This is a genomic window from Sphingomonas melonis DAPP-PG 224, assembly GCF_000379045.1.
Classification (GTDB): Bacteria; Pseudomonadota; Alphaproteobacteria; order Sphingomonadales; family Sphingomonadaceae; genus Sphingomonas; species Sphingomonas aquatilis.
Map to the genome: position 1 here is coordinate 1,286,186 of NZ_KB900605.1, position 22,795 is coordinate 1,308,980.

Annotated in this window: 24 protein-coding genes, 1 pseudogene and 1 riboswitch; of the genes and pseudogenes, 13 read left to right on the forward strand and 12 right to left on the reverse strand. The window is 68.4% G+C overall.

Going from position 1 to position 22,795, the window contains the following annotated elements; genetic code table 11:
* Nucleotides 1–26 precede the first annotated feature (26 nt).
* Entirely contained in the window at nucleotides 27–536 is a 510-nt protein-coding gene (locus SPHME3_RS0106410) for an A24 family peptidase (RefSeq protein ID WP_017980049.1), read from the reverse strand.
* Between the two features lie 81 nt (nucleotides 537–617).
* Between SPHME3_RS0106410 and SPHME3_RS0106415 the strand changes: the two genes are divergently transcribed.
* Genes SPHME3_RS0106415 through SPHME3_RS20660 form a run of 3 tightly spaced genes read left to right on the forward strand, consistent with a single transcriptional unit; the run spans nucleotide 618 to nucleotide 2,880 of the window.
* Nucleotides 618–1,577 (forward strand): alpha/beta fold hydrolase, encoded by a 960-nt coding sequence (locus SPHME3_RS0106415; RefSeq protein ID WP_017980048.1) that lies wholly within the window; start codon nucleotides 618–620, stop codon nucleotides 1,575–1,577.
* Nucleotides 1,574–2,653 (forward strand): NAD(P)/FAD-dependent oxidoreductase, encoded by a 1,080-nt coding sequence (locus SPHME3_RS0106420; RefSeq protein ID WP_017980047.1) that lies wholly within the window; start codon nucleotides 1,574–1,576, stop codon nucleotides 2,651–2,653. The genes SPHME3_RS0106415 and SPHME3_RS0106420 overlap by 4 nt, the downstream gene beginning before the upstream one ends.
* A 53-nt stretch (nucleotides 2,654–2,706) precedes the next feature.
* Nucleotides 2,707–2,880, forward strand: a complete 174-nt coding sequence (locus tag SPHME3_RS20660) for a YegP family protein (protein ID WP_017980046.1) — start codon at nucleotides 2,707–2,709, stop codon at nucleotides 2,878–2,880.
* Nucleotides 2,881–2,936: 56 nt separating this feature from the next.
* On the opposite strand, the gene rnhA is transcribed toward SPHME3_RS20660, so the two are convergent.
* The 3 genes from rnhA to ispH all read right to left on the reverse strand — a co-directional run bounded on the left by rnhA (nucleotide 2,937) and on the right by ispH (nucleotide 5,466).
* A complete protein-coding gene (rnhA, locus tag SPHME3_RS0106430) occupies nucleotides 2,937–3,392 on the reverse strand; it encodes a ribonuclease HI (RefSeq protein WP_017980045.1) in 456 nt (151 codons plus the stop codon).
* Nucleotides 3,389–4,342 carry a homoserine kinase gene (gene thrB, locus SPHME3_RS0106435; RefSeq protein WP_017980044.1) on the reverse strand — a complete coding sequence of 318 codons (954 nt, stop codon included), beginning with the start codon at nucleotides 4,340–4,342 and terminating at the stop codon, nucleotides 3,389–3,391. Before thrB ends, rnhA begins: the two co-directional genes overlap by 4 nt.
* Nucleotides 4,343–4,488: 146 nt before the next feature.
* Complete coding sequence (gene ispH / locus SPHME3_RS0106440; RefSeq protein ID WP_029720656.1) at nucleotides 4,489–5,466, reverse strand: 4-hydroxy-3-methylbut-2-enyl diphosphate reductase; 978 nt, start codon at nucleotides 5,464–5,466, stop codon at nucleotides 4,489–4,491.
* Between the two features lie 152 nt (nucleotides 5,467–5,618).
* Here ispH and SPHME3_RS0106445 point away from each other — a divergent pair, with 152 nt between their 5' ends.
* The 6 genes from SPHME3_RS0106445 (at nucleotide 5,619) to SPHME3_RS0106470 (ending at nucleotide 11,958) form a co-directional block, all read left to right on the forward strand.
* The gene (locus tag SPHME3_RS0106445; RefSeq protein ID WP_017980042.1) at nucleotides 5,619–6,218 is read left to right on the forward strand and encodes a hypothetical protein; all 600 of its coding nucleotides are present in this window, start codon (nucleotides 5,619–5,621) and stop codon (nucleotides 6,216–6,218) included.
* A 250-nt stretch (nucleotides 6,219–6,468) separates the two neighbouring features.
* Nucleotides 6,469–6,560, forward strand: a riboswitch (glycine riboswitch).
* Between the two features lie 162 nt (nucleotides 6,561–6,722).
* On the forward strand, nucleotides 6,723–7,925 hold the full coding sequence (gene gcvT / locus SPHME3_RS0106450) for a glycine cleavage system aminomethyltransferase GcvT (RefSeq protein WP_017980041.1): 1,203 nt from the start codon (nucleotides 6,723–6,725) through the stop codon (nucleotides 7,923–7,925).
* 20 nt (nucleotides 7,926–7,945) lie between these two features.
* Nucleotides 7,946–8,317 carry a glycine cleavage system protein GcvH gene (gene gcvH, locus SPHME3_RS0106455; RefSeq protein ID WP_017980040.1) on the forward strand — a complete coding sequence of 124 codons (372 nt, stop codon included), beginning with the start codon at nucleotides 7,946–7,948 and terminating at the stop codon, nucleotides 8,315–8,317.
* Nucleotides 8,318–8,460: 143 nt separating this feature from the next.
* Nucleotides 8,461–9,819 carry an aminomethyl-transferring glycine dehydrogenase subunit GcvPA gene (gcvPA, locus tag SPHME3_RS0106460; RefSeq protein ID WP_024310355.1) on the forward strand — a complete coding sequence of 453 codons (1,359 nt, stop codon included), beginning with the start codon at nucleotides 8,461–8,463 and terminating at the stop codon, nucleotides 9,817–9,819.
* Entirely contained in the window at nucleotides 9,816–11,387 is a 1,572-nt protein-coding gene (gcvPB, locus tag SPHME3_RS0106465; protein ID WP_017980038.1) for an aminomethyl-transferring glycine dehydrogenase subunit GcvPB, read from the forward strand. Before gcvPA ends, gcvPB begins: the two co-directional genes overlap by 4 nt.
* Nucleotides 11,388–11,454: 67 nt before the next feature.
* Nucleotides 11,455–11,958 carry a CcdC protein domain-containing protein gene (locus tag SPHME3_RS0106470; protein WP_017980037.1) on the forward strand — a complete coding sequence of 168 codons (504 nt, stop codon included), beginning with the start codon at nucleotides 11,455–11,457 and terminating at the stop codon, nucleotides 11,956–11,958.
* Here SPHME3_RS0106470 and SPHME3_RS0106475 read toward each other — a convergent pair.
* On the reverse strand, nucleotides 11,955–13,412 hold the full coding sequence (locus tag SPHME3_RS0106475; RefSeq protein ID WP_017980036.1) for a sensor domain-containing diguanylate cyclase: 1,458 nt from the start codon (nucleotides 13,410–13,412) through the stop codon (nucleotides 11,955–11,957). The genes SPHME3_RS0106470 and SPHME3_RS0106475 overlap by 4 nt on opposite strands.
* Nucleotides 13,413–13,525: 113 nt before the next feature.
* Here SPHME3_RS0106475 and SPHME3_RS0106480 point away from each other — a divergent pair, with 113 nt between their 5' ends.
* Nucleotides 13,526–14,395 carry a tyrosine recombinase XerC gene (locus SPHME3_RS0106480; RefSeq protein WP_018250624.1) on the forward strand — a complete coding sequence of 290 codons (870 nt, stop codon included), beginning with the start codon at nucleotides 13,526–13,528 and terminating at the stop codon, nucleotides 14,393–14,395.
* A gap of 200 nt (nucleotides 14,396–14,595) precedes the next feature.
* Here SPHME3_RS0106480 and SPHME3_RS0106485 read toward each other — a convergent pair whose 3' ends face one another.
* The 5 genes and pseudogenes from SPHME3_RS0106485 to SPHME3_RS20670 form a co-directional block, all read right to left on the reverse strand.
* Nucleotides 14,596–15,198 carry a DedA family protein gene (locus SPHME3_RS0106485; RefSeq protein ID WP_017980034.1) on the reverse strand — a complete coding sequence of 201 codons (603 nt, stop codon included), beginning with the start codon at nucleotides 15,196–15,198 and terminating at the stop codon, nucleotides 14,596–14,598.
* A 22-nt stretch (nucleotides 15,199–15,220) separates the two neighbouring features.
* Nucleotides 15,221–16,216: a glutathione synthase gene (gene gshB, locus SPHME3_RS0106490; RefSeq protein ID WP_017980033.1), complete on the reverse strand. Its 996-nt coding sequence runs from the start codon at nucleotides 16,214–16,216 to the stop codon at nucleotides 15,221–15,223.
* 572 nt (nucleotides 16,217–16,788) lie between these two features.
* Nucleotides 16,789–17,166: a YraN family protein gene (locus tag SPHME3_RS20665; RefSeq protein ID WP_026151849.1), complete on the reverse strand. Its 378-nt coding sequence runs from the start codon at nucleotides 17,164–17,166 to the stop codon at nucleotides 16,789–16,791.
* A gap of 3 nt (nucleotides 17,167–17,169) precedes the next feature.
* On the reverse strand, nucleotides 17,170–17,613 hold the full coding sequence (locus SPHME3_RS0106500) for a hypothetical protein (RefSeq protein ID WP_017980031.1): 444 nt from the start codon (nucleotides 17,611–17,613) through the stop codon (nucleotides 17,170–17,172).
* Between the two features lie 65 nt (nucleotides 17,614–17,678).
* A pseudogene (locus SPHME3_RS20670) lies at nucleotides 17,679–17,870 on the reverse strand (YraN family protein); the annotation flags it as partial.
* A 121-nt stretch (nucleotides 17,871–17,991) separates the two neighbouring features.
* On the opposite strand from SPHME3_RS20670, the gene SPHME3_RS0106510 reads away from it, so the two are divergent.
* Complete coding sequence (locus tag SPHME3_RS0106510; RefSeq protein ID WP_017980029.1) at nucleotides 17,992–18,231, forward strand: hypothetical protein; 240 nt, start codon at nucleotides 17,992–17,994, stop codon at nucleotides 18,229–18,231.
* Between the two features lie 310 nt (nucleotides 18,232–18,541).
* On the opposite strand, the gene rsmI is transcribed toward SPHME3_RS0106510, so the two are convergent.
* A complete protein-coding gene (gene rsmI / locus SPHME3_RS0106515; RefSeq protein WP_017980028.1) occupies nucleotides 18,542–19,402 on the reverse strand; it encodes a 16S rRNA (cytidine(1402)-2'-O)-methyltransferase in 861 nt (286 codons plus the stop codon).
* On the opposite strand from rsmI, the gene SPHME3_RS0106520 reads away from it, so the two are divergent.
* Nucleotides 19,401–20,606: a penicillin-binding protein activator gene (locus SPHME3_RS0106520; protein WP_017980027.1), complete on the forward strand. Its 1,206-nt coding sequence runs from the start codon at nucleotides 19,401–19,403 to the stop codon at nucleotides 20,604–20,606. The two genes, rsmI and SPHME3_RS0106520, sit on opposite strands and share 2 nt — an antisense overlap.
* Before the next feature lie 319 nt (nucleotides 20,607–20,925).
* On the opposite strand, the gene hemW is transcribed toward SPHME3_RS0106520, so the two are convergent.
* The gene (hemW, locus tag SPHME3_RS0106525) at nucleotides 20,926–22,086 is read right to left on the reverse strand and encodes a radical SAM family heme chaperone HemW (RefSeq protein WP_018250626.1); all 1,161 of its coding nucleotides are present in this window, start codon (nucleotides 22,084–22,086) and stop codon (nucleotides 20,926–20,928) included.
* A 12-nt stretch (nucleotides 22,087–22,098) separates the two neighbouring features.
* Between hemW and SPHME3_RS0106530 the strand changes: the two genes are divergently transcribed.
* Nucleotides 22,099–22,674 carry a CAP domain-containing protein gene (locus SPHME3_RS0106530; RefSeq protein WP_017980025.1) on the forward strand — a complete coding sequence of 192 codons (576 nt, stop codon included), beginning with the start codon at nucleotides 22,099–22,101 and terminating at the stop codon, nucleotides 22,672–22,674.
* The last annotated feature ends 121 nt before the right edge of the window (nucleotides 22,675–22,795 follow it).

Sequence of the window (22,795 nt, forward strand, 5' to 3'; positions counted from 1 at the left end):
CGACGGTAATCATTGCAGCGGAGTGGTTAAGATCGGGTTTGCGCCACTTGGGCCGCAGCCGGCACAGGACCGTCGATCGGCAGGATCGCCGGCAGCACCAGCAGCGCGGCGGCCGCGATGGCGACGCCATAGGGCACCTCGATCGTGCCGAAGGCGCGGCGGCGGCGCTGGTCGATCATCATCAGCACGGTGATCGCGCCGCCCAGCACCGCCATCACCATCAGCATGTCGACGAGGCTGCCGAGCGGCAGCCACAGCGAGATGGCGGCGATCATCTTGACGTCGCCGCCGCCCATCCAGCCGGCGGCAAAGGCGCCGACGAAGACCCCGAAGACGATCGCGGCGACGAGCAGTTGCACGCCGACGTCGGTCCACCCCAAGCCCAGGGCCCACCACCATAGTGGCGCGAGCAGCGCGATCGCCGCATTCTTGGCATTGGCGATCTCGCGGGTGCGCGCATCCTCGATCCCCGCCGCCAGCAGCAGGGCGGCCAGGACCACGGCGAGTCCGACGATCGCGAAAGCGTTCCATCCCATCACGCGATCACTGGTAGACGGCATGGCTTGCCAAACCGTAACCATGATGGCGATGACCCTGATTTGCATGACTCCATCGCCATGACCGCCGCCAGCACGACCGTATCCGCCGATCCCGACGCGCTGCGCCGCGACTGGCCTGCGGGGTCGCGCCTGTCCGAATGGGTGGCGCCCGACGGCTGGCGCCATCGCCGGTTCGACTGGACGCATCCCGCCCCGCGCGGGCGCATCCTGGTGCAGGGCGGGCGCGCCGACATCATCGAGAAATTCGTCGAGACGATGGGGTGGCTGCACGATCACGGCTGGTCGGTGACCGCGTTCGACTGGCGCGGGCAGGGCGGGTCGGGCCGGCTGTGCGCCGATCCCCACGTCGGCCATGCGGCGAGCTTTGCGCCATGGGTCGAGGACCTCGGCCATTTCTGGCGCGCGTGGCGGGCGGAGGCGGACACGCCGGTGGCGCTGCTCGGCCATTCGATGGGCGGGCATCTGGTGCTGCGGGCGCTGATCGAGGGGCGGGTCGATCCCGATGCTGCGGTGCTGGTCGCGCCGATGGTCGGCATCCGCTCGCCGATCGGCAACCGGCTGGGCGCGCTGCTGGCGCGGGTGCTGGCGCGGCTCGATCCGACGCGGGCAGCGTGGAAGGTCCGCGGCGATGCGGCCTCCGCCGGGCATCGCGAGCGGCTGCTGACGCATTCGCACGCACGCTATGCGGACGAAGCCTATTGGTACGCGCGCGATCCGGCGCTGCGGCTGGGACCGCCAAGCTGGGGATGGGTGGCCGAGGCGTTCGCGTCGGGCGCACGGTTGCAGGCCGATCCGCGGCTCGCCGCGCTGACGACGCCGATCCTGATGCTGGTCGCCGACGAAGATGGTCTGGTCGATCCCGCCGCTGCGGTGCGGCTCGCCGGGCGGTTGCCCGATGTCGAGCTGGTGCGGTTCGGGCCCGAATCGGCGCATGAAATCCTCCGCGAGGCGGATGGGGTGCGGCTGCGGGCCTATCGGCTGATCGATGCCTTCCTCGCCAAGCGGCTGGCGGCATGATCCATGACATCGCCATCATCGGCGCAGGGATCGCCGGCGCGAGCCTGGCCGCGGCGATCGGACGCGATGCCCGCGTGCTGCTGCTCGAGGCGGAGGATCAGCCTGGATACCATGCGACGGGGCGGTCGGCGGCGTTCTGGTCGGAAACCTATGGCGGGCCGGGCATCCAGCCGCTGACCAGCGCGTCGGAGGCGGGCTTGCGCGCGCATGACGTGCTGACGCCGCTCGGATCCTTGCATATCGGGCGCGCCGAGGATGCGGGCGCGATCGACGCGCTGCTCGCCGCCTTCGCCGATACGCCGGTCGCGCTGGCGCGGGTCGATCCACGCGACTACGTACCGGGACTGCGTGCCGACTGGACGCTGGGCGTGATCGAGCCGAGTTGCGCCTATATCGACGTCGCCGCTTTGCACCTCGCTTACCTCGGCATCGTCCGGCGGATGGGCGGCGAGATCGTGACGCGGGCCGGATTGATCGCGGCCCAGCACGCCGACGGCGTATGGACGATCGAGACGGCGGCCGGCGCTTATAGGGCCCGCATCTTGGTGAATGCGGCGGGGGCGTGGGCGGATACGGTGGCGGTGCGCGCGGGCGCCCGGCCGCTCGGCATCGCCCCCTATCGGCGGACGATGGTGCAGCTGCGTACCGATCCCGCCGCACCGCCGGCGATGCCGCACGTCAAGGACATCGGCGGGCGCTTCTACTTCAAGCCGGAGGCGGGCGGGCGGCTGTGGCTGACCCCGCATGACGAGACGCCGACCGACGCAGGCGACGCTGCTGCCGACGAGATGGACGTCGCCATCGCGATCGAACGGTTCGAGGGGGTCGTCGACTGGCGCGTCGATGCGGTCGAGCGGCGCTGGGCGGGGCTGCGCAGCTTCGCGCCGGACCGTTTGCCCGTGTACGGCTTCGACCGCGACGTCCCGGGCTTGTTCTGGTGCGCCGGCCAGGGGGGCTTCGGCATCCAGACCGCCCCCGCCGCGGCCGCGCTGGCGGCGAGCCTGTTGCTGGGGCGCAGCCTGCCCGACTGGCTGGTGGGCGTGGACACCGAGCGGTACGCGCCGACGCGCTTCTAGCGCGTCCGTTTCTTTGCTATGACGTTGCACATCGTATCAGCGGGAGTGTCGTCATGGCGCACAGGTTCGTGATCGAGAAGAACAAGGCGGGCGAGTTCGTCGCCAAGTTCAAGTTCAACAACGAATTGATCTGGTGGACCGAGGGCTATGAGAGCCGTGCCTCGGCGCGTAACGCGATCGCTTCGATCCTGAAGAATGGGCCGACCGCCGAGGTGCAGGAGGACTGAGGGGCAGCCTGTTGCCGCCGCCCCGGCTCCGCGGCGGGGGTAGCGGGCGGGATGCGTCAGCTCGCCGGGCGGCTTGCTGCCAGCGCCGCATCGCTGGCGAGCTTGTCGACGCGTTCGTTGTCGGGGTGGCCGGCATGGCCCTTCACCCAGACCCACTCGATCTCGTGCTTCTGCGTTTCGGCGAATAGCGCCTGCCATAGTTCGGCATTCTTCACCGGCTTCTTGTCGGCGGTGCGCCAGCCGTTCTTGCGCCAGCCGTGAATCCAGCGGGTCAGCCCGTCCATCACATATTTGCTGTCGGTCGACAGGCGGATGCGGCACGGGCGAGTGAGGACGCGCAACGCCTCGATCGCGGCGGTCAGTTCCATGCGGTTGTTGGTGGTGAGCGTCTCGCCGCCCGACAATTCCTTTTCGTGGGTGCCGAAGCGCAGCAGCGCGCCCCAGCCGCCGGGGCCCGGATTGCCTTTGCACGCGCCGTCGGTGGCGATTTCGACGAGTTGCGGTTCGGTCATGCGAAAGCCTCCGGATGCGCGTCATACCAGTCGAGGCGGCGCAGATAGGCGAGTGGGTCCTTGCGCGTCACCAGCGCATCGGCCGGGGTATTGAGCCAATCCCACGCGCGGGTCAGCAGGAACCGGATGCACGCGCCCTTGGCCAGCACGGGCAGCGCCGTGCGCTCCTCGGCAGACAAGCCGAACGCCGCGTCGTAACCGGCGAGCACCGCGGAGCCGACGCCATCGAGCGGCGCGCCGACGGCATCGAAGGCCCAGGAGGTGTGCATCACCGCGACGTCATAGGCGCGGATGTCGTTGCAGGCGAAGTAGAAATCGATGAGTCCGGTCACCTGGTCGCCCAGCATCAGGACATTGTCGGGAAACAGATCGGCGTGGATGACGCTGGTGGCGAGATCGCGCGGCCAAGCGGCCTCGACCGCGGCCAGCGCGGCGTCCATGCGGCCGTAGAGGCCGGGTGCGATGCCATCGAGGTCGTGACCGCAGCGGTCGAGCAGGGGGCGCCAGTCGGCCACCCCCAGCGTGTTGGGCCGCTGCCCGGCGAAGTCGGCGACCGCGCCGTGCATGCGGCCGAGCGCGGCGCCTGCGGTGACCGCTTGCTGCGGCGTGGGACGCGAGAGCGAGATACCAGTCAGGAAGCGGATCAGGCAGGCGGGACGCCCTTCCAGCGTCTGGATCGCGACGCCTTCGCGATCGGCGAGTGCCGGCGGCACCGGCAAACCGCGCGCGGCGAGATGATCGAGCAGGGCGAGGAAGAAGGGCAGGTCGCCCGCATCCACGCGCTTTTCGTACAGCGTCAGGATGAAGCGCGAGGTGGTCGTATCGACGAGGTAATTGCTGTTCTCCACCCCTTCGGCGATGCCCTTGGCCGAGACGAGATCGCCGACATCGTCGTAGCGGCGCAGGAAGGCGTCGAGGGATTCGGCGGACACCTGCGTGTAGACGGCCATGACGGTCTCTCTTTCTCCCCTCCCTCTCAGGGAGGGGCTGGGGGTGGGTGGCGTGCTGGTGGTGCGGCGGCGTCGGGCGCCTGGTGGCCGTTTCGCCTGGACGCCACCCACCCCCGTTCCCTCCCTGTGAGGGAGGGGAGAAGCGCCTATGCCGCTTCCAGCCCGCGCGGCAGCTTGAAGGCGATCGTTTCGCGCGTCGTCTCTTCCTCGCGCTCGGTGACGTCGTAGCGGGTGGCGAGCAGGTCGACGAGTTCGCGCACCAGCTGTTCGGGCGCCGATGCGCCGGCGGTGATGCCGAGCGTGCCGACGCCGTGGAGGAACGACCAGTCGAGATCGGCGGCGCGCTGGATCAGCCGCGCGGGGATGCCCTCGCGCTCTGCCACCTCGACGAGGCGCACCGAGTTGGACGAATTGGGCGCGCCGATCACCAGCATCGCATCGCACTGGCCGGCGATCGCCTTGACCGCGGCCTGCCGGTTCGACGTCGCATAGCAGATGTCCTCGCCGCGCGGCGCCTGCATCAGCGGGAAGCGGCGCTGCAGCGTGGCGACGACGGCTGCGGTATCGTCGACCGACAGCGTCGTCTGCGTCAGGAAGGCGAGGTTGGCGGGATCGGGGGGCGTGAAGGCCTCGGCGTCTTCGACCGTCTCGATCAGCGACATCGCGCCTTCGGGCACCTGGCCAAACGTGCCGATGACCTCCGGATGGCCGGCGTGGCCGATGAAGATGATATGGCGGCCGGCGTCGACCAACCGTTCGGCCTGGCGATGCACCTTGGACACCAGCGGGCAGGTCGCGTCGAGATAGGACAGGCCGCGATCCTCGGCGGCGGCGGGCACCGATTTGGGCACGCCATGCGCGGAAAAGACGACGGGCACGCCGTCGGGGACCTGGTCCAGCTCTTCGACGAAGATCGCGCCCTTCGCCTTCAGCGTATCGACGACGAACTTGTTGTGGACGATCTCGTGCCGGACATAGACGGGCGCACCGTGCTTTTCGATCGCGAGTTCGACGATGCGGATCGCGCGGTCGACCCCGGCGCAAAAGCCGCGCGGCGCGGCGATCAGCAGGTCGAGCGGAAGCCGGGAGGTGCCGGCGGCGGCGTCTGCGGAGATGGAGGCCATGTCCTGCCGCTTACGCGATTGCTTGCGCGCGCGAAAGGCGGTTCCTATGGTGCGCGCCGCAACGCCGGCCCCGCGCCGGCGCTGGTCCTGCTCGTTCGACAAAGGTACGCGTCCTCGTGAAAACCCCGGCAATCGGCCTTTGCGCCCTCGCGTTGATCCTGTCCGGTTGCGCGGGCAAGGGCGAGATCGTGGAAGGCGGCATCACCGCCGTGCGTTCGGCCTGCCCGACGGTGGGCGTCGCGGCGGGCACCGGCGACATCACGCTGTTCGATCCGGCGACCAGCCGCGACGAGAATGCGATCGACGTGGTCGCGAACATGACGCACGTCCGCGGCACCTGCGCCGACGTGGGCGACGACATCACGACGACGATCACCTTCGACGTGCTCGCCCGTCGCAACCGCGCCGATGCGGCGCGCGACGTGACGCTCCCCTATTATATCGCGATCGTGCGCGGCGGCACGGCGGTGACCGCGAAGCGCAAGGGAACGGTGACGGTGCATTTCGATGCCGGCCAGACCCGCGCGCAGGCGAGCGGCACGGCATCGACCACGATCGGCCGAGCCGCGGCGACGCTGCCGGAGTCGGTGCGCGAGGAACTGACCAAGAAGCGCAAGGCCGGCGACGAGGATGCCGCGGTCGATCCGCTGACCAAGCCCGAGGTGCGGAGCGCCGTGCTGCGCGCGACGTTCGAAGCGCTCGTCGGCTTCCAGCTGACCGACGACCAGCTGAAGTATAACGCGCAGCGGTAAGGGCGGTCGGTCACCGCCTTCCCGTCGTCACCCCGGACGTGTTCCGGGCTCCACTCCGCGGCGAGGGGGACGGCTGGAGGCACAGGCGCTACCCCCGCGGCCCGGTGGACCCCGGAACACGTCCGGGGTGACGGGGGAGATGGGGCGGTCGTCTCGTTTACCCAACTTGGCCCGATCGGCCGCTTTCTCAATTGACTAAACCGGCCTCGCTCGCCAGAGCGGCGCTTGTCGATGGCGGTGCGAACCGTCATGGGCATGCGCGGGAGAGAGCCCCTCACGAAAGGGGCCGCCGAAGGAGCAACCACCCCGGAATCTCTCAGGCAAACGGACCGCGCAGGCCTTATCGATACTCTGGAAAGCGCCCCTTCTAGGGGCCACCGAAGGGGTAAGCCGGCGGTGCCGGCGAAAGCTCTCAGGTTCCCGTGACAGAGGGGGTTCGACGGATCGTGACGGCGGGTATGCCCCCGCGGGACCGGTCGCGTGGCCTTGATCTGGAGACGGTTGATGAGCGAGACGTTGACGGAAACCCTGCCCGACCCGCTCGATGGGATCGACGAGGGCGACGAACCCGCCATCCTGCACCTGCCGCTCGACGCCTGGCACCGCGCCCGTGGCGGCCGCATGGTGCCGTTTGCCGGCTACGAAATGCCCGTCCAGTATGAAGGCATCATGGCCGAGCATCTGTGGGTGCGCGACTCGGTCGGGCTGTTCGACGTCAGCCACATGGGGCAGGTGACGCTGACCGGGGACGGCCTGGATGCGGCGGCGATCGCGAAGGCGCTGGAAGCGGTGCTGCCGGGCGACATCGCCGGCCTGGCGCCGACCAAGATCCGCTATTCGCTGCTGCTGAACGACGAGGGCGGCATCCTCGACGATCTGATGGTGACGACGCTGCCGGCAGACGGCGCGCATCCGTTCGGCGAGGCGAGCTATTATGTCGTCGTCAACGGCGCGACCAAATATGACGATCTCGCCTATCTGCTCGACGTGCTGCCCGACGATGTGACGCTGAACCTGATGGACGAGCAGGCGCTGCTCGCGGTGCAGGGGCCGAAGGCGGTCGAAGCGGTCGCGCGGCTGGTGCCGGGTGTCGAGAGCCTCGTGTTCATGACGGCGGGTGCGTTCGAATGGAACGGCCATGCGCTGTGGATCAGCCGCTCGGGCTATACCGGGGAAGATGGCGTCGAGATTTCGATCCCGGCCGAGGCAGCCGCAGCCTTCGCCGATGCGCTGTGCGAGCAGCCCGAGGTGAAGCCGATCGGCCTGGGCGCGCGCGATTCGCTGCGGCTCGAGGCCGGGTTGCCGCTGTACGGTCACGACCTCGATCCCGAAACGACGCCGGTGATGGCGGACCTGGGCTTCGCCCTGTCGAAGCGCCGCCGCGAGGCGGCCGACTTCGCCGGTGCCGGCCGCATCCTCGCCGAGCGCGAGAGCGGCGCGGCGGTGAAGCGCGTGGGCCTGTCGGTTGCCGGGCGCCAGCCGGTGCGCGAGGGCGCGAGCGTCGTCGACGCGGACGGCGCGGTGATCGGCCGCGTGACCAGCGGCGGCTTTGCCCCCAGCGTCGGCGCGCCGATCGCAATGGCCTATATCCCCGCCGATCTGGCGAGCGCCGGCACCGCCGTCCGCCTCGTCCAGCGCGGCAAGATCCATGAGGGCATCGTCACCCCGATGCCTTTCGTTCCCCACCGCTACGTCCGCAAGGCGTAGGCTTTCTGGAGCCAGTCAAGATGAGCCGTTACTTCACCGAAGATCACGAATGGGTCGATGTCGATGGTGACATCGGCACGGTCGGCATCTCGGAATATGCGCAGAGCCAGCTGGGCGACATCGTGTTCGTCGACGTCCCCGAAGACGGCAAGGCGCTGTCGAAGGGCGACGAGGCGGCGGTGGTCGAATCGGTGAAGGCGGCGTCGGACGTCTATTCGCCGGTGTCGGGCAACGTGCTGGAAGGCAACAGCCAGCTTGCCGACGATCCCAGCCTCGTCAACTCGGACGCCGAGGGCGAGGGCTGGTTCTTCAAGATCACGCTGAGCGATCCGTCCGAGCTGGAAACGCTGATGGACGAGACCGCCTACGAAGCGTTCGTCGCGAAGCTGTAAGACCTGCTCCCCTCCCGGGAAGGGAGGGGCTGGGGGTGGGTGGAGTGCTTGCTGTACGGCCGCTGCGCCGGGCAAGCCTTGCCGTACCACCAGGACGCTACCCACCCCCGACCCCTCCCTTCCCGGGAGGGGAGGAGCCTATGATGCGCTATCTGCCGCTTACCCAAACCGACCGTGAGGCGATGCTGTCCGTCATCGGCGCCGCCAGCATCGACGACCTGTTCGTCGACGTGCCCGAGGCTGCCCGGCTCGACGGCCCCGTCCATGGCCTGCCCAATCACGCCACCGAACTCGCGGTCGAGCGGCATATGGCCAAGCTCGCGCGGGCGAACACGGTCGCGGGCGAAGTGCCCTTCTTCCTCGGTGCGGGCGCGTATCGGCATCATGTGCCCGCGACGGTCGATCACCTGATCCAGCGCGGCGAGTTCCTGACCGCCTATACGCCGTATCAGCCCGAGATCGCACAGGGCACGCTGCAGATGCTGTTCGAGTTCCAGACGCAGGTCGCGCGCCTGCTCGGCACCGACGTCGCGAACGCGTCGATGTACGACGGTTCGACCGCATGCTGGGAAGCGATCGGCATGGCGCGGCGCATCACCAAGCGCGGCAAGGCGATCCTGTCGGCTGGCCTGCATCCGCATTATGTCAGCGTCGCCAAGACGATGGCGAAATATACCGGTGATACGCTGGACACGACGACGCCCTGGCTGACCGGCGAGATGGACATTGATCGGCTGATCGAAAAGATCGACGGCGATACGTCGTGCGTCGTCGTGCAATATCCGGACATCCTCGGCCGCATCGCCGACCTGACGCCGCTGGCCGACGCCTGCCACAAGAACAAGGCGCTGCTGATCGCGGTCGTTACCGAGCCGGTGGCGATGGGCGCGATCCGTAGCCCAGGCGAAATGGACGCCGATATCGTCGTCGGCGAAGGCCAGTCGCTGGGCGTCGGCCTGCAGTTCGGTGGCCCGTACGTCGGGCTGATGGGTTGCAAGGAAAAGTATATCCGCCAGATGCCGGGCCGCTTCTGCGGCGAGACGGTGGACGCCGACGGCAAGCGCGGCTTCGTGCTGACGCTGTCGACGCGCGAACAGCATATCCGTCGCGAAAAGGCGACGAGCAACATCTGCACCAATTCGGGCCTGTGTGCGCTCGCCTTCTCGATCCACATGACGCTGCTCGGTGAGGCTGGCCTGCGCCGGCTCGCCGCGATCAACCACGCCGGCGCGTGCCGTGCGGCAGATCGGCTGAGCAAGGTGCCGGGCGTCGAGCTGGTGACGCAGAGCTTCTTCAACGAATTTACGCTGAAGCTGCCCAACGAAGCGCGTCCCGTCGTCCGCACGCTGGCGGATCGCGATATTCTGGCGGGCGTGTCGCTCGGCCGGCTGTATCCGGGCGAGGATGCCCTCGCCAACGGGCTGATCGTCGCGGTCACCGAAACGACGACCACGGAGGACGTCGAAACCCTTGCCGCCGCACTCGAGGAGGTTTTGGCATGAGCATCAACCAGAGCGGCTGGCGCCCCGAGATGACCGCACGTGACGGTGCGGCGGGCCAGACCTTCACCGGTAATCGCGCGCTGATGCTGGAAGAGCCGTTGATCTTCGAGATCGGTTCGACCGAGACGACCGGCGTCGACTTTCCGGACGGCGACGTCGCGGGATCGCGGTTGGGCGACCTGACGCGCAAGCAGCCGATCGGCCTGCCGGGCCTCGCCGAGCCGGAAACGATCCGCCATTATACGCGGCTCAGCCGGCAGAATTACGCGATCGACCTGGGGCTGTTCCCGCTCGGCTCGTGCACGATGAAGCACAATCCGCGCCTCAACGAACGCGTTGCGCGGATGCCGGGCTTTGCCGACGTCCATCCCTTGCAGCCGGTCGATACCGTGCAAGGCGCGCTGGGCGTCATCAACGAACTGGCGGTGTGGCTGATCAAGCTGACCGGCATGTACGGCGTCGCGATGAGCCCCAAGGCGGGCGCGCATGGCGAGCTGTGCGGTATCCTGTGCATCAAGGCGGCGCTGGAGAAGCGTGGCGAGGGCCATCGCAAGGTCGTGCTGGTGCCGGAATCGGCGCACGGCACCAACCCGGCGACCGCCGCCTTCGCGGGCTTCACCGTCGAGGATATCCCCGCCACGCCCGACGGCCGTATCGACACCGCGGCATTGGAAGCGCGGCTGGGGCCGGACGTGGCGGCGGTGATGATCACCAACCCCAACACCTGCGGTCTGTTCGAACGCGATCTGAAGCGCATTTCGGATGCGGTGCATGCGGCGGGCGGCTACGTCTATTGCGACGGCGCGAACTTCAACGCCATCGTCGGGCGGGTGCGTCCGGGCGATCTGGGCGTCGATGCGATGCACATCAACCTGCACAAGACCTTCTCGACGCCGCACGGCGGCGGCGGGCCGGGGTCTGGGCCGGTGGTGCTGTCCGAAGCGCTGGCGCCGTTCGGGCCGCTGCCGTTCACCGCGCGGATGGCGGACGGTCATATCCAGCTGATCGAGGAAGAGACGGCGGGCGACGACCATCCCGACACGTTCGGCCGGATGACCGCGTTCCACGGCCAGATGGGTATGTTCACCCGGGCGCTGACCTATATCCTCAGTCATGGCGCCGACGGCCTGCGCCAAGTCGCCGAGGATGCGGTGCTCAACGCCAATTACGTGCTGCGCAGCCTGGAAGGCACGCTCGACGCGCCCTTCGCGAAGGCGGGGCCGTGCATGCACGAGGCGATCTTCAGCGACGCCAACCTTGCCGAGGGCTTCTCGACGCTCGACGTCGCCAAGGGGCTGATCGACGAGGGCTTCCACCCGATGACGGTCTACTTCCCGCTCGTCGTCCATGGCGCGATGCTGGTGGAGCCGACCGAGACCGAATCGAAGGCAGCGCTCGACCAGTTCATCGGCGCGCTGCGCAGCGTGGCGGAGCGGGCGAAGGCCGGCGATGCCAGCCTGAAGACCGCACCGCACTTCGCCCCCCGGGCCCGGCTCGACGAAACGCTGGCGGCGCGCAAGCCGGTGCTGGTGTGGAAGGAGCAGCCGCTGGCCGCGGCGGCGGAGTAACGGCGTCTCCCCTTCCGTCGGGTCCCTGCCCTCGCTACCCTGCGTCCGAACAGGGCAGGGGTAGCGAATGCAGGTACATCAGGCGGGCGGCTGGATCAGCTATGCGATCCCGTTCGTCGTCATCGCGATCGTCGTGGCGATCCGGTGGAAGCGAATGAGCCGGGTGACGCCGCTGAAGCTGGAGCGGCTGTGGATGCTGCCCGCCGCCTATGCCGCACTCGTCGTCTTCGCCTTTGCGATGCACCCGCCCAAGGGGCTGGCGTGGCTTTTCTGCCTGCTGGCGCTGGGGCTTGGCGCGGCGCTGGGCTGGCAGCGGGGCAAGATGATGCGGATCATGTTCGATCCCGAAACGCATACGCTGAACCAGACATCGTCGCCCGCCGCATTGCTGTTCATCGTCGTCCTCATCGTCGTGCGCAGCGGGGCGCGGGGGGCAATGAGCTACAGCGGCGGCGCGTTCGATCCGATGGCAGCGACCGACGTGCTGATGGCGCTGGCGCTGGGCCTGTTCGCGGCGCAGCGGCTGGAGATGTACCTGCGCGGCAGGCGCATGCTGGAGGCGGCGCGCTAACCCGCGCGCCGTTGTGCCGTGGGCGTGCGGCCGATGCGCTTGCGCTTTTCGGCGTAGAGCATCGCGTCGGCGCGGCGGGCGAAGTCGCGCAGCGAGTGGCAGTCGGTATCGAACATCGCATGGCCGATCGACCCCGCGCTCGTCATCGTGATGCCGCCGGCGGTGACGGGGACGCGCAGCGCGGCTTCCAGGCCGCGGCACAGCCGTTCCGGATCGGCGATCAGCGCGGGTGCGGTGACGATCAGGGCGAATTCGTCGCCGCCGATCCGCGCCGCGAAACAGTCGCGCAGCCACGGCTGGGTCAGCGCCGCACCGGTCAGCCGCAGCACGTCGTCGCCCGCATCATGGCCGAGCGCATCGTTGATCGCCTTGAACCCGTCGAGATCGATCAGCATCAGCATCAGCGGACTGCCGTCGGTGCGGGCGCGGGTCATCGCGGCATCCAGTTCGCGGTCGAAGGCGGCGCGGTTGGCGATGCCGGTCAGCGCGTCGGTATCGGCCGAGCGGCGCAGCTGCGTTTCGAGGCGATGGCGTTCGGTGATGTCCTGGAACACGCCGACCAGCGCCTGGACGCTGCCGTCCTCGCCCCGTTCCGCCTCACCCGCCGCGCGGACCTGCAACAGCCGCCCGTCAGCGGTGTGCAGCGCAGATTCGAAGTCGAAGGGCTCGCCGGTCCGCACCGTGCGGCTGATCGTTTCCGAAATCTGATCGCGCATATACGGCGGGTAAAATTCCAGCGCCTTGCTGAGCGGGGGTTGGTCGCCGGTCGGCACGCCGTGGATGCGAAAGACGTTTTCCGACCATTCGAGCTGCGAATCGCCGAGCGACAGGCGCCACGATCCGATCCGCGCGATGCGTTCGGCCTGGCGGAAGATCTTGTCCTGCCGCGCGAGGTCGCGGACCAGCTGTTCGCCGGTCGTCGCGATGCGGATCGCCTCCATCGCATTCCGCCGTGCGGCGATGAGCACTTCGGCCAGCGTTCCGAGGTGGCGCAGCGCCGCTTCGCCAGCGGCGTTAAGCGAGCGCGGCGTGACATCGAGCACGCACAACGTCCCGATCGGCTGCGTCACGCCCTGGCCATCGACGACATGGATCGGCACGCCGGCGTAGAAGCGGTTGCCCGCGTCCGTCACGACCGGGCTGGTGCGATAGTGCGCATCCAGCGTCATGTCGGTGATAACCATCAGCTCATTCTGTCGCACGGTGCGGTCGCACATCGCGACGTTGCGCCCAAGTTCGTTCGGACCCGGCGCGTTCATCGCCTTGACCCAGATTCGCTCGCGATCGACGAGGCTGATCAGCGCGGTGGGACAGCCGAGCAGGTCTGCGGCCAGTGCGACCACCGCATCGAATTCGCGTTCGGGCTCGCTGTCGAGCAGGTTGAGCGCGTGCAGCGCCGCCAGGCGACCGGCTTCGTCATAGGCCGCCTGTGGGGGAAGGACAGCATCGTTCATGGCATTTCCCATGGCATCCAAGGTCTTAAAATGTCCTTCCCCCACGGGGCGGTCCGAGCCACAACCGCGACGGAATGAGCGAGACCGATCCTTACGAAACGATGCCCCTAACGATGCAATGGGCGGCGCATCTGGCGCGCGACCGGCGTCGGTCGGCGCATACCGTGCGCGCCTATCGCGCCAGTGCGGAGCGGCTGGTCGCGTTCCTGCAGGCGCATTGGGGCGAGCGGCCGACGGCGGCGGCGCTGGCACGGGTAAGCGCGGCGGACCTGCGCGCCTTTTTGGCGGCGCGGCGTGGCGAAGGGCTGGGCAACGCCTCTGCCGCGCGCGAACTGTCGGCGGTGCGGGGGTTCCTGGCGTTCGTGGCGCCCGATGCGGCGATGCCGCGGCTGCGCGGCCCCCGCGTCAAATCCGGCGTGCCGCGGCCGATCGCGCCGGACGAGGTGATGGCGCTGGCCGGCGAGGTGGCGGACGAGGCGGCGGAACCCTGGGTGGGGGCGCGCGATTGGGCGGTGCTGCTGCTGCTGTATGGCGCAGGGCTGCGCATCGGCGAGGCGATCGCGCTGCCGGCGCGCGTGCTGCCGCTGGGGGAGACGCTGACGGTGACGGGCAAGCGCGACAAGACGCGGATCGTGCCACTGCTGCCGCAGGTGCGCACCGCGGTGGAGGCCTATGCGGCGCAGATGCCCTGGGCGCCCGCGCCGGACGAGCCGCTGTTCCGCGGCGTGAAGGGCGGGCCGCTGTCGCCGGGGATGATCCGGCGATCGGTGCGCGCGGCGCGGGCCCGGCTGGGGCTTGGCGAGCGGACGACGCCGCATGCGCTGCGCCACAGCTTCGCGACGCATCTGCTGGGCCGCGGCGCCGACCTGCGCGCGTTGCAGGAGCTGTTGGGGCATGCGAGCCTCAGTTCGACGCAAATCTACACCGCCGTCGATGCGGCGCATCTGCTGGACGTCTATCGGAATGCGCACCCGCGGGCGTGATGGCCGGCGAAAATGGGCAACGGGAACACCTTGGGCGAAACGATCGGGGGTGATCGTTTCCATTGTCGCACCCATTGAAAGAACTGTTCCGTCGCAATGACGCGGGAATGCCGGATGACTGGCGTTAGCGGATTGGGTGGATGTAGGACAGCGGGTCTCGAGTTTGCGCTCGCATTCAAGCCCTTACCGGTGCCCCGATCCTATCGTGCGCGCGGTTTCCAGGTGACGACGCGATAGAGGTAGGCCAGGACGATCGCGACGCTGAGCGCGACGGCGGCGGGGCCGACATAGCGGTCGATCGCCTCGAAATTCGACCCGAGATAGACACCGGCGGCGGCGAGCATGCTGTTCCAGATCAGGCTGCCGGCGAAGGTCCAGACCAGGAAGCGCCACAGCGGCATGCAGGTCATGCCCGCGGGCAGCGACACGAGCGTGCGGAAGGTGGGCATGAAGCGGAACACGAACACCACGCCGCCGCCGCGCTTGCAGAAGAAGCGGTGGAGCTTTTCGACATCCTCCCACTCCATCGTCAGCCAGCGGCCGTGACGTTCGATGAAGGGGCGGAAGCGCTGGTAGCCGATGTGGCGGCCGATGAAATACCAGAAGTAATTGCCCGCGGTGGTGCCGGCGGTGCCCCACAGGACTAGCGGCACGATCGCCATGTCGCCGCGCGCCACCGCCATGCCGCCGAGGCCCATGATCACCTCCGACGGGATGGGCGGGACGACATTCTCCAGCGCCATCAGCAGGAAGATGCCGATATAGCCGCCCTGGGCGATGGCGTTGAGGATGAACTCGGTCATGGCCCAAGGTAACGGCGCGGGGTCAGCCGCGTTCCGCTGCGGCGCCATCCGATGCGCGCTGCGCGACGCGGCGCTCGATGGCATCCCAGATCAGGCCGGCGACGTCGGTGCCGTCGAAGGTCTGGATCGCGACGATGCCGGTCGGGCTGGTGACGTTGATTTCGGTCAGCCATTCGCCGCCGATCACGTCGATACCGACGAACAGCAGCCCGCGGCGCTTCAATTCCGGCCCGAGCACGGCGCAGATCTCGCGCTCGCGCTCCGTCAGTTCGGTCTTCACCGCCGAGCCGCCGACCGCGAGGTTCGATCGGATTTCGCCTTCGCCGGGCAGGCGGTTGATCGCGCCGGCGACCTCGCCGTCGATCAGGACGATGCGCTTGTCGCCCTTCGCCACCGCGGGCAGGAACGCCTGGATCATATGCGGTTCGCGCCAGGTCTGGTTGAACACCTCGATCAGCGCGGAGAGGTTCGCGCCGTCGCTGCCGACGCGGAAGATCGCCTTGCCGCCGTTGCCATGCAGCGGCTTGACGACGATCTCGCCATGTTGCGCGAGGAAGGCGCGTGCTTCGTCGAGGCTGCGGGTGATGAGCGTCGGCGGCATGAACTGCGCATAGTCGAGCACGAACACCTTTTCGGGCGCGTTGCGGACGCTGTGCGGATCGTTCACCACGAGCGTCCGATCGGCGATGCGTTCGAGCAAATGCGTCGCGGTGATATAGCCGAGGTCGAAAGGCGGGTCCTGCCGCATCAGCACGACATCGGCCTGCTCGCCGAGATCGAGGCTGACGGGCGCGTCGAAGCGGAAATGGTCGCCCGCGCCCGGTGCCGCCGGGCGCTGTACCGTCACCGGATGCGCCTTCGCCCAGACGCGGCCGTCGGCGTAATTCAGGTCCTCGGCGAGGTAATGGAACAGCCGGTGCCCGCGCGCCTGGCCTGCCAGCATCAGCGCGAAGCTCGAATCGCCGGCGATGTTGATCTGATCGAGCGGGTCCATCTGGACGGCGACGGTGAGGGTCATGGGCACACTCGCGAGTGGGTTGGTTCGGGGTGGGACTTAGGGGGCGGGCGGTGGAATGTCACCCGGAGCGCGCGCGGAAGTGGACGAAGTGGACGATACGTCGTTGCCGGGAGGCGGGGGGCGGAACGTCTTTCTTGTGAGGGAGACGAGGGGGTTTCGCGCAGAGGCGCAGAGGGCGCGGAGGTGTGTCGTGCGACGCAGCGCTCCGCTTGATATCCGACGGGGGTGACGGATCGCACCGGTACGGCGGATGCGACTCCTCTGCGGTCTCCGCGCCTCTGCGCGAGCATCGTCCTGCCTTCCGACCTGTGGTGCGATCGCCCCCAACCGTCACCCCAGCGCAGGCTGGGGTCTCTCGCGGCGCTTTCTGCGCGCGATAATTGGGAGATCCCAGCCTGCGCTGTGATGACGATGGGGCAGGGGGGGGATTGTGTGTCTTGGACGGGACGCGATAAGGGGCGGGGCGACGGGACGGGCATGGATGGAGGCTATCGGCGCCGGGGCGCGTAGGACAGCGTCTCCCGTTTTCCGTCGCCCGATCCGTCACTTGCGGTGCGGGCGATCCAACACGCTCAGCCGATCCAGGCATTCTCGATATGCCGCGGCCGTGTGCCGGGGGCGAGCAGGATGACGTCGACGCGGATGTCGTCGCCCGGCCCGGCATAGCGCGGCATCAACACCTCCGCCGCCGCGGCGACGCGGGCGAGGCGGCGTTCGTCGATCGCGAAGTCGAGCTCGGCGGCGGTGGCGCGGGTCTTCACCTCGACGAAGGATATCAAGTTCCCCTTTCGGGCAATCAAGTCGACTTCGCCCGCCGGAGTGCGGACACGACGGTCAAGTATTCGCCAGCCCTTGAGTCTCAGCCACCATGCCGCAAGGCGTTCGCCACGCCGACCCGCTGCTTCGGCTTCGCGTCGCTGCCGGCGACTTCTGATGGGTATTCGTTCCATCGCTCAGTTGAATTGTCGGGCGTGGAGATAAAGGGAAAGCTCCCGCGCGTGACGACCCCAATGGAAGAACATAATCCTGAAATACCAGTTCGCATCGCTGGCTCCGAGATGCGCCTCTCTCCATATCACCTCGCGCAAATCCCTTGTGATATCGGCAATGTCATCAATGGCATCTGCCATCATTTTCTCATCATCGAGCGGGGCGAGCGGATCGGCTACAGGATACAAGCCGAGGTCAAGGAATCGCACGGCAACCTCTTGGTAGAGGGCAGGGAAATCGATCTTAGGAGGATCCCGATCCTCATCGGAGCAATCGGCGAAAGGAATATCGTGAGAACGAGCGAGTAGCCTATCGAGTGATTGGCTAAGCGCCTCGATAGAAGGCGTTTCATTGTCCCACACGGCCAACAAAAAGTCTTGGGCGATCTCGGCAGCGGATGGCGTCATATAAATTGAATCTCATCTTCAACGCCATGCCGCAAGTTGATAGCGCCGCGGGGTGTAATTCACGCCTTCACGAAGGCGATCAGCGCACCGCGGCGGGCGATGATGTCCACCTCACCCGCCGGCGTACGCACGCGGCGATCAAGGATGCGCCAGCCCTTCAGTCGCAACCACCAGCCTGCGATCCGTTCAGCCCGTCGGCCAGCGGCTTCGGCGGACTGGCGCCCCTGGGTGGTGCGGCGACGGGGCGGACGAGGCATGGGGGGAGGGTGGTGCAGTGTGCCGACGGTCGCAAGGCATTGGGTAGGCCGTGTCGTCCAGAAGCCGACGGGCGGCTTACGCCCAATAGCGGACATGAAGCCCGGCTGGTAAGCTCGCCAGATGAAGACTCAGCAGGACAAGGCAGCTTACGCCGCTGGCGTTATCCGCACCTTCTTGGACGAGACATGTGGTCCATACGATTGGGACGATTTCACTTCATGCTCCCTTCGCGACCCGCTGGTCGATAGCATCCGGTTGCGGGCGAGCGGCGTGGACCTTCCAGTGGACGCGGACGGGCAGCGCGAGCTTTTAGCACTGGCAGACGAAGCTGACCGCATCGCTACCGGCAATGGCAGCTAACCCCCCATTTTCCGACATTCGCGCTTCGTGGGACAGTGCAATGCGTCGGCGTCGGCCGGCCACAGGGTTGGATACTTGGGTCAGGTCTTGGATCGCACGGGTGGCTGGACGTGGATGCGACGGGCGGCACCGTTGCCCGTGGTGATCGCTGCCGCACCCTTTTTCCGGCATTCGGATCGGATGCATTGGGTGGCGTGGGGCTTGGGCGTAGCGGGTGGTGCCCTGCTGTTGATCGCCGCAGGGATGGGCGAACGACGTGCTGGTCAGTGAGGCATGCGATTTGCCGGCGCGCCTTCGGCCGTTCTGAAGTCTAACCTTCCCCCTTCATCGCCAGCGCGCGCGCGTACAGTTCTTTGCGGTCCAGGCCGAAGGCCTTGGCGACTTCGCCGGCGGCTTTGGCGACCGGTAGGCGGGTGAGGGCGTCGGCCAGAGCAGCGTCGGCGTCTTCGATCGCGGCGGGCGGGGCTTCGCCGGGCGGGGCGATGACGATGGCGATCTCGCCCTTGGGCGGTGCATCGGCGTAGCGGGTGGCGAGGGTCGACAGCGTGCCCGTTACCGCTTCCTCGAAGCGTTTGGTGATCTCGCGCGTCACGGCGGCCTCGCGGTCGCCGAGGCCGTCTGCCAGGGCGGTGAGGCAGGCGGAGAGGCGCGGGCCGGATTCGTAGAGGACGAGCGTCGCGCGGATCGGGGCGATTTCGGCGATGGCGTCGGCGCGGGCCTTGGCCTTGCTCGGCAGGAAGCCGGCGAACAGGAAGCGATCGGTCGGCAGGCCCGCCAGCGTCAGCGCGGCGATCGCGGCGCAGGGGCCGGGGATGGTCACCACCGTATGGCCGGCGGCGCGGGCATCGCGGACGAGCTTGTAGCCGGGATCGGAGATCAACGGCGTGCCCGCGTCGGAGACGAGTGCGATCGCTTCGGTGCCCATGCGCGCGATCAGGCCGGGGCGGACGCCCTCGGCATTATGGTCGTGATAGGGAACCATCGGGCGCTTTGCACCGATATGGCGGAGCAGGCCGGCGGTGACTCGGCTGTCCTCGACCGCTACGACGTCGGCGCGCGACAGGATGTCGGCGGCGCGGGGCGATAGGTCAGCAAGATTGCCGATCGGGGTCGCAACGATATAAAGACCGGGCTGTAGGGGATTTTCGACGATGGTCACGGGGAACGTCATGACAGAGGCGAGCGCGGTTGGACAGCCTGCGAAGGGCGGCGGCATCAAGCGCTGTCTGGCGATCCTGGGGGCGGGGCTGCTCGCGGCCTGTTCCACCGTGGTGCCGCGCGGACCGGTGGAGGCGCCGACGCGGCCGGGCCGCCCGCAGGCGCAGCGGCCCGACGCGCCGATCGAGGCCGGGCTGCCGCGCGACACGCAGCGCAACCGCGTGGCGCTGCTGGTGCCGCTGTCGGGCGCCAATTCGGGCGTCGGCCGATCGATCGCCAATGCGACGATGCTGGCGGTGCTCGACACCGGCACCGACAAGGTGCGTATCACCAATTACGATACCGCGACCGGCGCGGGGGCCGCGGCCCAGCGTGCGATCGCCGAGGGCGCCCAGCTGATCCTGGGGCCGCTGCTGGCCGACGACGTGCGCGCCGTCGCGCCGATCGCCAAGGCGGCGGGCGTGCCCGTGCTGAGCTTTTCCAACGACGTGTCGGTGGCGGGCAATGGCGTGTATCTGATGGGCTATGTGCCCGGCCAGTCGATCGACCGCGTCGTGCAATATGCGCGCAGCCGCGGGGTTTCGACCTTTGCCGGCCTGATCCCCAACGGCCTGTACGGCGAGCGCGCGTCGACCGCGTTCCTGCGATCGGTGGAGGGCGCGGGCGGATCGGTGGTGTCGCTGCAGACCTATGGCCGGACCGCGGGCGGCGTGACGGGCGCGGTGACGCGGCTGAATGCCAAGGCGCCGTATGACGCGGTGCTGGTCGCCGATGCGGGCACGACCGCGGCGGTGGCAGCGCCGCTGATCAAGCGCGGCAGCGGCGCGTCGACGCGCATCCTGGGCACTGAATTGTGGAATTCGGAGAACGGGTTGGCGGCCAAGCCGGCGCTCAGCGGGGCGTGGTTCGCGAGCGTGTCCAACACGCTGTACCGGCAATATGCGGCCAAGTATCGCGCGCGATACAACGCCGGACCGTACCGGCTGTCGAGCCTGGGCTATGACGCGGTGCTGCTGACGGTGCGGATCGCGCGCGACTGGCCGGTGGGGCGTGCGTTCCCCGAAAGCAAGCTGCGCGATGGCGACGGCTTTGCGGGCATCGACGGCGCGTTCCGCTTCGGTCGCGACGGCGTGGCGGAGCGGGCGCTGGAGGTGCAGGAAATTCAGGCGGGCGGGCTGGTGACGGTGTCGCCGGCGCCTTCGGGGTTTGGGAAGTAAGGGGTTTTCGCGCGAAGTCGCGAAGACGCTAAGAAGAGTTTGGTTCACGCGGAGACGCGGAGACGCGGAGGTGTCGCGCCCGCGGCGAAGCCGGCTTTCTAAAGCTCGGTCGCGAAAGGCGGCGAGGATGGGAAGAGAGATGGCCTGCGGCAGCAAGCGCTACACGTCCGCGTCTCCGCGTGACTCCAGTCCTCCCCCGCCAGGGGGAGGTGGCAGCCGTCAGGCTGACGGAGGGGGCGGATAGGAAACGCCCGCTCCGTGTCCTGCCCCTCCGTCACGGCTTCGCCGCGCCACCTCCCCCTGGCGGGGGAGGACTGGATTAGGCGTCGGCGACGACCAGCGGCAGGATCGAATCGAGGAGGAGTGCGCCGGCTTCGGTGACGCGGAGGCGGTGGTCTTCGTGGGCGATCATGCCCTGGTGTGACAGGCGCTCGACCGCGGGCCAGTCGATCGGGGCGGTGCCGCCGGCCAGGGCGGCGACATGGTCCAGGTCGACGCCTTCGCGCAGGCGCAGGCCCATGACGAGCGCTTCGCTGGCGCGGTCGTGGGGGGCGAGCGGATCTTCCACCTCGAGGCCGTGGCCGTTGCGCGCGACGGCGGATAGCCAGTTTTCGGGCTTGCGGCGGCGCTGCGTGGCGAGGCCGTCGCGGCGCCCGTGCGCGCCGGGGCCGACGCCGGCATAATCGCCGTAGCGCCAATAGGTGAGGTTGTGGCGGCTCTCCGCGCCGAGACGCGCGTGGTTCGAGGTTTCGTAGGCGGGCAGGCCCGCGGCGGCGGTCATCGCGCGAGTCATCTCGAACAAATCGGCGGCCGTGTCGCCGTCGGGGATCGTCAGGCGGCCCTGCGCGGCTTCGGTGGCGAAGCGCGTGCCGGGTTCGATCGTCAATTGGTAGAGCGACAGATGTTCGGTGCCGAAGCCGAGCGCGCGGGTGAGTTCGTGTTCCCACGCGGCGAGGCTCTGGTCGGGCAAAGCGTAGATCAGGTCGACGCTGACGCGGCCGAAATGCGCCTGCGCGGTGTCGAGCGCGCGCAGGCTTTCGGCGACGCTGTGCGCGCGGCCGAGAAAGGCGAGCGCGGTATCGTCGAGCGACTGCAGTCCGAGCGAGACGCGGTTGATGCCGGCGGCGGCGAGATCGGCGAAGCGCGCGGCCTCGACCGACGAGGGGTTCGCCTCCAGCGTGATCTCGATGTCGGGGGCGGGCGTCCAATGCGTCTGCGCGGCGTCGAGGATCGCCGCGACGGTCGAAGGTGGCATCAGCGACGGCGTCCCGCCGCCGAAGAAGATCGATCCGAGCGTGCGGCCGGGCAAGGCGGCGGCTTCGTGTGCGAGGTCGGCGAGCAGCGCGTCGCGCCACGCCTGTTGGTCGACGCTCTCGCGGACGTGACTGTTGAAGTCGCAATAGGGGCATTTGGAGACGCAGAACGGCCAGTGGACGTAGAGCGCCAGGGGCCGGGCTGCCGGCGTCTTGTCGGGGGTCATGATGGTGCCGATATGGCGGCGATGATCGCGAAACGCTACCGCGCGCTTGCGCTGCCGCTCTTGTTACTGGCCTGTGCGCAGGCGCCCGAGGGGCCGGAGCGGGTGATCGAGCCGCGGGTGAGCGCCTCCGCCGCGCCGCGCGGGTCGGTGTTGCTGAAGTCGGTGATGCTCGCCGCGCACAATCGCGCGCGGGGCGAGGTGGGCGTGGCGCCGTTGGTGTGGAGCGATACGCTTGCCAGCTCGGCGCGCGGCTATGCCGAGGAGATGGCGCGGACCGGGCGGTTCGAACATGCCGCGCAGCCGATGGGGCCGGGGCGGCAGGGCGAAAATCTGTGGACCGGCACGCGGGGGGCGTATCGCTTTGACGAGATGGCGGGGCATTGGATCGCGGAGAAGCGCGACTTCGTGAACCTGCCGACGCCGAACTTCAGCCGGACCGGGCGGTGGCAGGACGTGGGGCATTATACGCAGATGGTGTGGCGGGGATCGACCGCGGTCGGGTGCGCGATCGCGAGCAATCGGAGCGACGACTATCTGGTGTGCCGCTATGCGCCGCCGGGGAATGTGTTCGGGCAGGTGGCGTTCTGATATCATCGCGCGAAGACGCGAAGACGCAAAGATGTGATTGCTCGCCGCGACAGCGGCTTCTCATCGAAAGCGACAGGCAGGGCGGGAGCGCTGCCGCGCTCGAGCCATCTTGGCGCCTTCG